The following is a 12,095-nucleotide window of genomic DNA, read 5'->3' on the forward strand; positions in this document are numbered from 1 at the left end:
CTCACTCAGATGAATCGATCAAGGCACGATGCGCTGACTGCAGATGTGACCCAGACTGACGTACTGCGTGATGTTGCCACCGACGCCGACACCCGGGAACTCCTTGAGCTCGATACGCCAGCCGCCCATGTTGAACCAGGTATCCCAGTTATACGTCTGGCCAGACGAACTGTCTGGATAAACCACATGCAGGTCACCGGAGCAGGTGCCCAGGTTGACACTGCCGGACGCCGCGCCAGTCACGCCGGTCTTGGCTTCGTAATCGACCCATCGGTAGCCGGCGTCAACGAACTGCTTGTCGACCTTGAGCACTGGCGTGACGCCGCGCAGCGGTTCGCCGGTGCTGTCCGACCATTGGGTGCTCCAGCTCAGGCTACGCGCCGCCTGGGTGGCCAGTTGCATGATCGAACTGGGAATGCGCACCACGTTGTCGCCGTTCACGTTGCTCTGGTTCAGCCGTGGCGCCGAGCCCAGCGTCAGCTTGTATTGCGCCTGAGGATTGAGCGTCACCGCCGGATTCGCCCGTACCCGCACCTTGACGGTATAACCTGGGGTCAGGTTCGGGTAGGTGGACGTATTATCGGGCTGGATGACGACCCAGTTGTTGCCGTCGAACCGCTCGAAGATCCATTGGTTGCGGTTACCCTCCTCGTCCTCGTCGAGAAACATGCCAACGCCCTGCCCACGCAGCGAGGTGAACTCGAAATAATCGACATCGTTGACGCTGTCGAGGTTGCCAGTCACCTGATTCAGGGCGTCCGGCAAAGCGAACGCGGCTTGTGCCGTGTCGTTGGGTTCAAAGGCATCGATATTGCTGTCCACCGCCACGCCGAAACTGAACTGCGAGTTGCTGGCGGTATTGGCCACCATGTACCAATAGTAATCACCGGCCGGCAGCACGCCATCCAGGTATTCATCGGCATTGCCCGCTGCGTCGGCGGTGCCCAGGGGCGTCAGATTGCCTTGGCCGTCGTCGTGAAACAGGGTCAATGACATATCGGTGCCGACGCTCTGGTTCAGCAGTTGCACCTGGATACGCGAGTTTTTCGGCAGATTGAAGTGGTAGGCGATTTCCGCGCCGGTTTCGACCCCCGTGATGGTGTATAGCGTGTTGATATCCAGGGTCGGGAACAGCGGCGCAAACGCAGCAATCGCCGCACTTTGCAGTTGCTCCTGGCTTGGTTTTTTCAGCTCGCCGATCACCTTGTCCTGCGCTGCACCGTTGGCAGCGGCGGCTTTGCCAGTCAGCACCTTGGGCTTGGCGGTCTTGGCTGCTTTGAGTTTTTGCTTGAGTTCGGCCGACATAGCCGCAGCCTCGACCTTGCCGCCGGCCTTGAGGGCGCTATCGACGGCTTGCCTGACCGCCTCGGCAGACAGTTTTCCCGGTGCTTGCGAAGGGTATTGCTCGGCCAGGGCAAAGGTCGAAACGAAGCAGGTGGCCGCCATGGCCGCACCCAGCATAAAGGCTTTTTTCGATTTCATTTTTTATCCATCCATAGTTAAAAAATTGACTTCAGGCGCCCGGTGAAATCCGTTCACCTGGGATGGACTGTAGGACAATACTGTATGTATGTACAGTATATTTTCGAAGTATATGAAAGAAAACTCTTAATACAACCAAGCCCTGACACTGCGGTCATGCTGTTCAGCGTAAGCGCGGGAAGCCCCTGATACCGCCTTGGTGGCAAGACCAATTCTTCTTGCGTCACCTCATTGCGCTTCATAGGCCTTTTGCGGTGCATGAAAACCTCTGCCCGGGCATGCCCCACCCCTGACCAAGCGCAATTTTTTCACATCGATTTCACTGGCCGACCACGCACCCGACTCTAGAGTGCCCGCCAACGCATATGGCAAGGCCGGGCTCCCCAGGGTGAATAGTGTGATTGACGCGATCCAGACCTATCCCGGCTCATATCGGCGCCAGGCGGAAATGCTGAAACGGTTATCGCTGCGCTTCGTGGCAGTCTTCGCCCTGTGTCTTCTGGTGACGAGCGCAATGCTCTGGCCCAGTTCGCCGCAGAACCTGGCCGTGGAGCATCGCCTGCTCACATCCGGAGCGCTGGCCGCCTGGCGTAGTGGCCGCCTTATCGTGCTGGTGCGTCACGAAGAGCGTTGCGACCGCTCCGACAACCCCTGCCTCGGCCCTATCGATGGCCTGACCCGCCCTGGCGGCGCTTCGGCGGCGGCGGTCGGCCGTGCGTTCCATGCCCTGGGCATGTCCCACAGCGACGTGTTCAGCAGTCCCGCTACCCGTACCCTGCAAACCTCGCGATTGATGTTCGCCAAGGTACACGTGTTACCCGACCGACAGACCCTGTGTGGCAGAGCCATTGTGCACGATGTGTATACGCACAAACTCGTGGGGCGCAATCTGCTGCTGGTCACCCACAGCGGCTGCATCAGCGATCTCGAGCGGGCGCTGGGTTATCCCCACGCAGACAATGCGGAATACGGCAGTTCGCTGTTTGTCGAATTGACGGCACACGGCAAGCTCAAAGTGTTGGGTAGTGTGGCCAGTCAGGATTGGCGCCTTGCCTTTGAACAACTGCACGCTTACGCCGGTACCGGGATCACCCGCAACGGCCTGACCGATTTATAGGAAAAGCTCGAATAGATTTCCTTCACGCAGGGCAATGTCTGCAATACCTCACGGGCAAATTCGCCGAAGGATTCCAGGTCTCTTGCTACCACCTCCAGCAAAAAATCATAGCGCCCCGACACGTTGTGGCAGGCAACGATTTCGGGAATCTCCAGCAGACGCTGTTCAAACGCGCGGGCGATTTCCTTGGAGTGAGTGTCCATCATGATGCTGACAAACGCCGTCACCCCGTAACCCAGGGCCTTGGGCGAAAGGATCGCCTGGTAACCGCTGATCAGGCCGCTGTCCTCGAGGTTTTTCACACGGCGCCAGCAAGGTGACGTGGTGAGGGAGACACGTTCGGCCAGCTCGGCCACGGTCAGGCGCGCATTGCCTTGCAAGGCCTCCAGCAGCGCTTTGTCGGTACGATCCAGGCTCACAGGCATGTCTTGCCCCATATTGTTGTTTTCTTGGATTCTTATGCCAGCGTTGCGTTTTTTATCGGCAAAACAGGCAACGTTCGACCTCGGTTATGAGCATAGCATTGTAGGAAACAAGGAGAGTTCCGCATGAAAACCAAACACAGCAGCTTGGGCTTTTCCACCCGTGCCATCCACCACGGCTATGATCCACAAGACCACCATGGCGCCTTGGTACCGCCGATTTACCTGTCGGCGACGTTTGCGTTCCCCACCGCTGAATATGGTGCAGGTTGCTTTGCCGGCGAAGAAAGCGGGCACTTCTATACACGCATTTCCAACCCCACGCTGGCGCTGCTGGAATCGCGCATGGCGACCCTGGAAGGAGGTGAGGCGGCCGTGGCATTCAGTTCCGGCATGGGCGCGATTGCCGCGACGTTCTGGACCCTGCTGCGCCCTGGCGATGAGATCATCGTCAGCCAGACCCTGTACGGTTGCACCTTTGCCCTGCTGCACCATGGCATTGGCGAGTTCGGGGTCAAGGTGCGGCATGTCGACCTTTCGGACCTGGATGCCCTAAGCGAAGCGCTCTCCCCCGCCACCCGCATGATCTACTGCGAAACCCCGGCCAACCCCAACCTGCAACTGGTGGACATCGCCGCCGTGGCCGCGCTCGCCCATCAACGACCAGGCATCACCCTGGTGGTCGACAACACTTACTGCACCCCTTACCTGCAACGCCCGCTGGAACTGGGCGCCGATGTGGTGGTGCATTCCGCCACCAAATACCTCAGCGGCCACGGCGATATCACCGCCGGGATCGCCGTATGCCGCCACGACCTGGCGCGACGGATTCGCCTGCAAGGCTTGAAAGACCTGACCGGCGCCGTGTTGTCGCCGCAGGATGCCTTCCTGCTGATGCGCGGCCTCAAGACCCTGGCCTTGCGCATGGACCGTCATTGCAGCAACGCCCAGGCCGTGGCCGAAGCGTTGCAGGCCCACCCGGCCGTTGAGTCGGTGACCTATCCAGGACTGCGCTGTTTCCCACAATACGCCTTGGCTGAACGCCAAATGAAGCTGCCCGGCGGCATGCTCGCCTTTGAACTCAAGGGCGGCATCGCCACCGGCAAGCGGTTCATGAATGCGCTCAAGCTGTTCAGCCGCGCAGTCAGTCTGGGCGACGCCGAATCGCTGGCCCAACATCCGGCAAGCATGACTCATTCCACCTATACCCCCGAAGAACGCGTCCAACATGGCATTTCCGAGGGGCTGGTGCGTCTGTCGGTGGGCCTGGAAGATGTCGCGGACCTGCTGGCGGATGTGCATCAAGCCCTGAATAAATGCATCAGGACCGGCACTCCGCGCCCGACGGCGGCGTCGGCACCGGCGCATTGATTGCGGCTATTTGACCAGCCGGGTTTCCCTCGACGGTCGATAACCAAAATAGGCGCTGTAGCATTTACTGAAGTGGCTGGGGGAGACAAACCCGCACGCCACCAGCACCTCGACCTGGGACAGCTCGGTGTGCTGCAACAGGCGTCGGGCCTCGGTGATGCGCAGTTCCATGTAGTAACGCTGCGGCGTGGTTCCCAATTGTTCGCGAAACAGGCGCTCCAGCTGGCGCCGTGAGCGTCCGGCGTATGCCGCCAGTTGTTCCAGCTCCAGGGGCTCTTCAAGGTTGGCATCCATCAGCCGCACCACCTCACGCAACGGTGCGCTGACGCAGATGTTCTCCGCGGGTTTTATCCGCCGATAACGCGACTCTTCAAACGCCAGGATATCCTCGATGCCCTCCACCAGCGCCTTGTCGTGCAACACCTTGATCCAGTCCAGCGCCATGTGGAAAGCGCCGGAAGGACTCGACGCGGTAAGCCGGTCCCGATCGATCACATAAGGTTCGCTGCTGACCTCGGTGGCCTTGGCGATTTCCGTCAGCGCCGGACGGTGTTCCGGGTGAATCGCACAGCGATAGCCATCCAGCACCCCGGCCTTGCCCAGGAACCAGGCGCCATTCCATAACCCTGCGAGGACCACGCCTTGCTGCGCCGCTGCCTTGAGCAGCTGGATAAATTCTTCATCGGCCTTGAGCTGCGTGCGGTAGCCGCCACAAATCACCAGCAGGTCCAGCGTTTGAAGGGCCGACACGTCGATGCGTGCGTCCGGCCGGATCACCAACCCCAGGTCACTGATGACTTCGCCAGCGCCCAGGCCGAAGGTACGTGAGGCAAACAAGCCGGGACGCAGCAGATTGGCGGTGACAATAGTGTCCAGCGCCTGGGTAAAAGCCGGCAGCGAAAAGTGCTCGAGCAGCACAAAACCGGCGCGCATCAATCGCGGTGCCTGACCAGGCACTTCACTCAGATAGCGCAGGTTCTTGCCTTTCATGCCGCCGCTGAATTGCCGTCTTTCCATGGTTATTCGACCTGCTCGGAAACGTTGATGCAATTATCGATTGCCCGACGGGCAGAACGCCATGCTAACTCAAGCCAGGGATGACTCGTTATCGAATGCGCCTTTGATCAGTCGGGGATCAGATCCCGCTCGGCCATTCGGGCAACGAGCAGCCACTGACGACGATAGAAGCGCTTGCAATCCCTCACTCCCCTGCCTATATTCGCGCCAAGGCGCCATCCACGCCACCTTCCGCGGAAAGGGCTGCGCCCTGGATCTTGACTGAATATCACATCACTACGACTCCCGACCTTAAAGCGGACAAGGTTTATGCAAGGAGATCGTATGTCGCAACGTCCAGCAGCATCCTCCCATGACGGCCGTATCAACCTTGAGCAACAGCGCAAGCGTGCCAAGGCGCTTTTGCAGCGCATGAAAAATGCCCCGGCTGAGCCTGAGCAGGCCTTGATTCATAGACCGACGCCGAGCCTTGCGGATGCCCAATGGCTGATCGCCAAACAGTTGGGATTCAGCAGTTGGCCCAAGCTCAAGGCGCATGTCGACGCGATTGATTTCGCGGCCCGCCACCCCGGTTTCGAGGCCAGCGACGAAGCCCGCACCACCCATTGGCGCTGTGGTAATGACATCGCTCACACGCTGAACGTGGCGGGCTTCAAAGGGCATTTCCGGATGCTGACGGACCCGCTGTGCATGGGCCCCGTCCAGCCACTGTCTGCCGAAGATTATCGAGTGATCCGCGCTGATTTTATCAGCCAGTCCTTCGCCCTGGAGGCGTCCGAAGTGGCGCGGCGGCTCGATGACGAATATGAGCATCTTGAAGCACTGGGCAGCGCCGAGCACAGCGTGCTGTGGTGTGAAGCGGACGCGTATGACCAGTTATTTTTGATTCGTGCGCTGGCGGGCCTTGAACAGGTGCCAAGCAGACTTGAGCTGATTGAGGTGGACCGCATACCCGGCGTGCAACGTTTTATCGGCATCGGCCAACTGGCCCCGGAAGTGTTGGCTTGGTTATGGCCGCAGCGACGTCGGGTCGATGCGTCGATGCTGCTCTGCGCTCGACGGGCGTGGGCGGCCTATTGCGCGCCCTCGCCGGTCAAGCTCGCCGAACTGGCCCGTGAACCCGACGCTGGCCTGCCGTTACTGGCGCGCGCATTACGCCGGCAGTTGCAAGAGCTGCCGGGCACCGTCGATGGCTTGTCGCTGAGCGAGCGGCTGTCACTGCGCTACATCGCCGATGCCGGCCCGGTGGCGTTCGCCAAGGTGTTCGCCGAGCTGATGGGCAGGCTTGAGCCCCTGCCCTATCTGGGAGACATGATGTTCCACGGGTTGATTCGGCCGCTGATCGACGCTCCCAAGCCATTGCTGAGCGAGACTGACATTCACCTGCCATGGCCGCGCCGAATCCTGGCGTTGACCTCGCTGGGCCTTGAAGTCCTCGCGGGCACAGCCTATTGGCCAGACCATGCAAGCCAGGAGCGTTGGGTCGGTGGCGTGCGTATCGTGCCGGGCCAACCCCACTGGATGATCGACCAGGCTGGCTTGCCTGTCTGGCGAGCATGACCCGGGCCCGCCTGCCGGTGCCGATCAGTTTTTGCTCCGCGCCTGCGGGTCGACACTCAGCAGCGCCTGGAAGCGCTTGAGCCGCAATGCATTACCCAGCACGAAGATACTCGAGAGCGCCATCGCGGCCGCGGCGAAGATCGGCGACAGCAACGTGCCGGTCACCGGGTACAGCACACCCGCTGCGACCGGAATCAACACGGCGTTGTAGGCGAAGGCCCAGAACAGGTTCTGCTGGATGTTGCGGATCGTCGCTTGGCTAAGGGCGATAGCATTTGGCACGCCGCGCAAATCGCCAGACATCAGCACCACATCAGCGGCTTCGATTGCCACATCAGTTCCGGTGCCGATGGCGAGTCCAACGTCCGCTTCGGCGAGCGCCGGTGCGTCGTTGATACCGTCCCCCACGAAAGCGACGCGAGCACCGTGACTGCGCAACTGCTTCAACGCCGCGACCTTACCGTCGGGCAGCACCTCGGCGGCCACTTCATCGATGCCCAACTGCTTGGCGATGGCCGCAGCCGTGGCGGCATTGTCGCCGGTAATCATCACAACCTTGAGTCCCAGTGCGTGCAGAGCCTTGATCGCTTCGGGGGTGGTCGGCTTGATCGGGTCGGCAACCGCGATCACCGCCGCCAAGCGCCCATCAATCGCGGCATAGAGCGGGCTTTTGCCTTGCTCGCCGAGATGCTGGGCGGTTGACTGGAAGCGCATCACATCCAGTCCAAGCTGGGTCATGAAACGGTCCGCGCCCACCGCGACGGTGCGACCGCCGACCGTGGCCGACACGCCAAAGCCCGGGGTGGCCGCAAAGGCCTCGACAGGCGCAAACGTGAGGCCCTCGTTGCGTGCCGCGAGAACAATCGCTTCGGCGATCGGATGTTCAGAGCGAGTTTCCACCGCCGCCACCAGCCCCAGCACTTCGTCGTATTCAAAGCCTTCGGCGGGAACCAGGTCGGTCAACTCGGGACGACCTTTGGTCAGCGTGCCAGTCTTGTCGAGCGCGATAACCGTCACATCGCGCAGCGCCTGCAGTGCTTCGCCCTTGCGAAAGAGCACACCGAGTTCGGCGGCGCGCCCCGTGCCGACCATGATCGAGGTCGGCGTGGCCAGCCCCATGGCACACGGGCAGGCAATAATGAGCACCGCCACCGCATTGACCAGCGCAAAGGTCAAGGCCGGGGCCGGACCGACTATCAGCCAGACCAGGAAGGTCGCCAGCGCCGCCGCCATCACCGCCGGGACGAACCACAGTGTGATTTTGTCGACCAGCGTCTGGATCGGCAACTTGGAACCCTGCGCCTGCTCCACCAGCCGGATAATCTGCGCGAGGACGGTGTTGGCGCCCACTTGGGTGACGCGAAAACTGAAGGCGCCAGTCTTGTTCAGCGTGCCACCCACTACTTCGGCGCCCACCCCTTTCGACACGGGCACCGGCTCGCCGCTGATCATGCTTTCATCAACATAAGAAGCGCCTTCGATAAGCTCGCCGTCGAGCGGAACCTTCTCGCCCGGACGGACCAACACCACGTCACCGGTCGTCACCTGATCCAGCGCAATCTCCAGCGTTGCACCGTTGCGTTCGACGCGCGCGGTCTTGGCCTGAAGGCCGACCAGCCGCTTGATCGCCTGCGAGGTTCGCCCCTTGGCACGTGCCTCCAACGTGCGGCCGAGCAGGATCAAGGTGACGATCACCGCCGCGGCTTCGAAATAGACGTGGGCGGTGCCCTGGGGCAGCATGTCGGGAACGAAGGTCGCGACCAGCGAATAACCGTAAGCCGCCGCCGTGCCGACCGAGACCAGCGAGTTCATGTCGGGCGCCCCCCGCAGCAACGCCGGCACGCCCTTGCGGAAGAACCGCAGTCCCGGGCCGAACAGCACCAGGCTGGCCAGGGCGAACTGTACATACCAGTTCATCTGCTGCCCGATGATATCCATCACCCAATGATGCAGGGCGGGGATCAGGTGCGACCCCATCTCAAGGACGAAGACCGGCAAGGTGAGAATCGCTGCGATCAACATGGAGCGCTGCAGGGCCCGCGCTTCATGGTCACGGCGTGCAGCATCCTGATCGCCCACATTCGGCGCTTCGGCGGACAGGTGACGGGCGGTGTAACCGGCCTTTTTCACCGCGCCCTCCAGATCGGCCACGCAGACGACACCGGCCAGGTGGCGCACCCGCGCGCGCTCGGTGGCCAAGTTGACATTGGCCTCAAGCACGCCAGGAATCTTTGCCAGCGCCTTCTCGACACGCCCCACACACGATGCGCACGTCATGCCCTCTATCGCGAGATGGCGAGTCTCTTCACGCACGCTGTAGCCAGCGCGCGCTATTGCCTGCACCACCGCTTGCGGATCGGTCGCGCCGGTGAAGGTAACGTCAGCCCGCTCAGTGGCGAGGTTGACTGCGGCCTTGTACACGCCAGGAACCGCTTTCAACGCCCGTTCGACACGACCGACGCAAGATGCGCACGTCATGCCCTCGACCGGCAGGCTCAGACGCGTGCCCGACGCGCTGGAGGGATTGGAACGTTGCGGGTGGGAAACCGTAGCCATTGAATGCCCCTTGAATGTTGCTGATCAAGCAAGCCTGAAGCTTACCGGTGTGGGAAGGTCAAGGCCTTCGGGATATTGCTATCGAAGGGCGGGGGATCAGCCTGAAGACGGCGAACGGCCCTCAAGTACCCACGCTTTCAGTCGATATACTCAACCAAGCATGGACGAATTCCCCTCAAGAACTTTCATTGCTCACCGCTACCGTTTTTCTGCCGTTCCAACACTTATAAAATATCTGCGGGAGAAGTCATGAACATCAAACAGAAGCTGACATGGGCGTTCGCGACCATTGCCTGCCTCCCGGTCATCCTGGTGGCAGTGCTGGTTGTACTGAACCTGCGAGACGCGGCGCAGGCCAACTTCCTGGATAGCAGCGGCCGGGAAATCCGCCAGATCGATAACGGCATGAAACAGTTCTTCGATGGCATCAGCCAGAACGTCGAATTCTTCGCCAAGGACCCGCGGATCGTCACGGCCAAGGACCTGAAGAACTATTCCGGGGCCGACGCCGCGCAGATCCCGCTCCCCGAGAACAACAAGCAACTGCTGGAGATCTTCGACCGGTTCGCCAAGACGCACCCGACCACCGCGTATCTGTCCCTGGGGCTGGCCGACGGTGGTTATGCCAGCTGGCCTGACGATCCCAAGATCACTAACTACGACCCACGCGTGCGCCCGTGGTACAAGGCCGCCGTCGCCGCGCCGGGCACCACCGTGCGCACGGACGCCTATTACTGGGCGCCGGACGATGTTTCACTGATCGGCATCGTCCATACGGTTTCCGACGCCGCCGGGAAACTGGTAGGCGTGGTCGGCCTGGACGTTTCGCTCAAGCAACTGACCGAGCTGGTCAAGGAGATCAAGCTGGGTGACAGCGGTTACCTGATGCTGGTCGAAGCCAGCGGCAACGTGCTGGTCGACCCCAGCGACGCCAAGCACAACTTCAAACCATTGGCCGACATCGGCCCCAACTACGCCGAACTGGCCAAGCGCGGCGACGGCGTGACCGAGATTGAAATCGACGGCGTGCCCTACATGGCTAACCTGGTCACATCCAAAGGCCTGGGCTGGCGCTTCATCGGCTTGATCAAGCGCGACGAAGTCATGGCCGAGGCCTCCAGCCTGACCTGGTTGATCGCCGTCATCGCCGCCGCCCTGGCCGTGGTCTTCGCCATCGTCGGTGCAAGCTTCGCCAGCGTGATCGTGCGGCCGATCCGTGGCGTTGCCAATGGCCTGCAGGAAATTGCCGAAGGTGAAGGTGACCTGACCCGCAAGCTCACGGTGCAAGGTAAAGACGAAACCGCCACCCTGGCGAGCTGGTTCAACCAGTTCCTGGGCATGATCGCGCAACTGGTGCAGCGCATCGGCAGTGCGTCCACCGACCTGCAAAGCGCGGCGGCCGACACCAGCGAAGTGGCCCAGAACATGAACGAAGCCGCCGGACGCCAGCGCCAGGCGGTCGAGTTGGTGAGCACCGCGTTCAACGAGATGGTCGCCACCGCCAACGAAGTGGCCCGCTCCTGCAGCGAGGCCGCCACCAGCGCGGACGCGGGTTACCGCGATGTGCACGACGGACAGCACCACATCGGCGAAGCCACCGGCAGCGTGCTGAAACTGAGCGAGGACCTGCAAAAGTCGACGGTGACCATGCAGGCGCTCGAACAGGACAGCAAGAACATCAACACCATCCTCGACACCATTCGCTCGATTGCCGAACAAACCAACTTGCTGGCCCTCAACGCTGCCATCGAAGCGGCACGGGCCGGCGACCAGGGTCGCGGCTTTGCGGTGGTGGCCGACGAAGTACGCGCCCTCGCCCGCCGCACCGCCGACTCCACCGGCGAGATCGACAGCCTACTGGGCAACCTCGCACGCCGCACCCAGGAAGTGACCCAACAGATGCAAAGCAGCCTGCTGGTGTCGCAGACCAGCGTCGACCGCATCCAGCAGGCCCGGGACAGTTTCGACAAGATCCGCACCTCGGTGGATTCGATTCGCGACCAGAACACCCAGATCGCCACGGCGGCCGAAGAACAGCACCAAGTGGCGGAAGACATCAACCGGCACATCGCGCAGATTCATTCCGATGCACAACTGGTCGAGGAATTCGCCCACTCGGCGCAGACCGGCTCGGGACGCCTGACGGATATTTCCGGGCAGTTGAAGGGATTGGTGGGGCGATTCAAGTTCTAGGTTGCATTGCCTGGTAGCCAGGGACGGCTACAAGATCAAATTGCGTGGAGCTGGCGACCAACTTGTGTATCGCGTTGAGGATGAGCGAATTGGCATCTCGGCGTACGAACAGCCGATATGCTCAGTTAAGGCTTTTTGTAGGAGCGAGCTTACTCGCGAAGAACTCATAGGCGCCGCGTTTATCCAGGATAACACGCGTTACCGTTGACGCTTTTCGCGCGCAAGGGCTAGACGCGCCTCTCGCTCCTACGCTGGACGCTACTGGCTTGATTGAACAGCATTACGTCTGGCGGCGGGCTTGTTGCTCATGACACCTCCCACTACAAAACCCAAGGCGACTCATTCATCGTCAATTATCAGCCTGACCGCTCTAGTTC

The 12,095-nt window shown here is 61.2% G+C and carries 7 protein-coding genes and 2 pseudogenes; 5 read left to right on the plus strand and 4 right to left on the minus strand.

Annotated features, from left to right (window positions below; genetic code table 11):
- Window positions 1–18: 18 nt before the first annotated feature.
- On the minus strand, window positions 19–1,482 hold the full coding sequence (locus tag AC6CIA_RS11395; RefSeq protein ID WP_498312022.1) for a hypothetical protein: 1,464 nt from the start codon (window positions 1,480–1,482) through the stop codon (window positions 19–21).
- Between the two features lie 397 nt (window positions 1,483–1,879).
- Between AC6CIA_RS11395 and pmrG the strand changes: the two genes are divergently transcribed.
- Entirely contained in the window at window positions 1,880–2,599 is a 720-nt protein-coding gene (gene pmrG / locus AC6CIA_RS11400) for a lipopolysaccharide core heptose(II)-phosphate phosphatase PmrG (protein WP_498312024.1), read from the plus strand.
- Here pmrG and AC6CIA_RS11405 read toward each other — a convergent pair.
- On the minus strand, window positions 2,554–3,024 hold the full coding sequence (locus AC6CIA_RS11405; protein ID WP_498312026.1) for an Lrp/AsnC family transcriptional regulator: 471 nt from the start codon (window positions 3,022–3,024) through the stop codon (window positions 2,554–2,556). The two genes, pmrG and AC6CIA_RS11405, sit on opposite strands and share 46 nt — an antisense overlap.
- Window positions 3,025–3,147: 123 nt before the next feature.
- Here AC6CIA_RS11405 and AC6CIA_RS11410 point away from each other — a divergent pair, with 123 nt between their 5' ends.
- Entirely contained in the window at window positions 3,148–4,392 is a 1,245-nt protein-coding gene (locus AC6CIA_RS11410) for a methionine gamma-lyase (RefSeq protein ID WP_498312028.1), read from the plus strand.
- Between the two features lie 6 nt (window positions 4,393–4,398).
- Here the strand turns inward: AC6CIA_RS11410 and AC6CIA_RS11415 are convergent, their stop codons facing one another.
- Window positions 4,399–5,382, minus strand: coding sequence for a GlxA family transcriptional regulator (locus AC6CIA_RS11415; protein WP_498312222.1), 984 nt, complete (start codon window positions 5,380–5,382; stop codon window positions 4,399–4,401).
- Window positions 5,383–5,733: 351 nt separating this feature from the next.
- Between AC6CIA_RS11415 and AC6CIA_RS11420 the strand changes: the two genes are divergently transcribed.
- Window positions 5,734–6,969 carry a DUF1835 domain-containing protein gene (locus tag AC6CIA_RS11420; RefSeq protein WP_498312029.1) on the plus strand — a complete coding sequence of 412 codons (1,236 nt, stop codon included), beginning with the start codon at window positions 5,734–5,736 and terminating at the stop codon, window positions 6,967–6,969.
- 24 nt (window positions 6,970–6,993) lie between these two features.
- On the opposite strand, the gene AC6CIA_RS11425 is transcribed toward AC6CIA_RS11420, so the two are convergent.
- Window positions 6,994–9,525 (minus strand): heavy metal translocating P-type ATPase, encoded by a 2,532-nt coding sequence (locus AC6CIA_RS11425; RefSeq protein WP_498312030.1) that lies wholly within the window; start codon window positions 9,523–9,525, stop codon window positions 6,994–6,996.
- 249 nt (window positions 9,526–9,774) lie between these two features.
- On the opposite strand from AC6CIA_RS11425, the pseudogene AC6CIA_RS11430 reads away from it, so the two are divergent.
- Window positions 9,775–10,857: pseudogene (locus AC6CIA_RS11430) on the plus strand (HAMP domain-containing protein); the annotation flags it as partial.
- Between the two features lie 351 nt (window positions 10,858–11,208).
- Window positions 11,209–11,718, plus strand: a pseudogene (locus AC6CIA_RS11435) (methyl-accepting chemotaxis protein); the annotation flags it as partial.
- Window positions 11,719–12,095: the final 377 nt, after the last annotated feature.

It is taken from the genome of Pseudomonas sp. GQ91 (assembly GCF_059758795.1).

Excerpts from the sequence above, each read along its gene's own strand:
- AC6CIA_RS11395 (WP_498312022.1), bottom strand. The coding sequence starts at position 1,482 with ATGAAATCGAAAAAAGCCTTTATGCTGGGTGCGGCCATGGCGGCCACC.
- AC6CIA_RS11405 (WP_498312026.1), bottom strand. The coding sequence starts at position 3,024 with ATGCCTGTGAGCCTGGATCGTACCGACAAAGCGCTGCTGGAGGCCTTG.
- AC6CIA_RS11410 (WP_498312028.1), top strand. The coding sequence starts at position 3,148 with ATGAAAACCAAACACAGCAGCTTGGGCTTTTCCACCCGTGCCATCCAC.
- AC6CIA_RS11415 (WP_498312222.1), bottom strand. The coding sequence starts at position 5,382 with ATGAAAGGCAAGAACCTGCGCTATCTGAGTGAAGTGCCTGGTCAGGCA.
- AC6CIA_RS11420 (WP_498312029.1), top strand. The coding sequence starts at position 5,734 with ATGTCGCAACGTCCAGCAGCATCCTCCCATGACGGCCGTATCAACCTT.
- AC6CIA_RS11425 (WP_498312030.1), bottom strand. The coding sequence starts at position 9,525 with ATGGCTACGGTTTCCCACCCGCAACGTTCCAATCCCTCCAGCGCGTCG.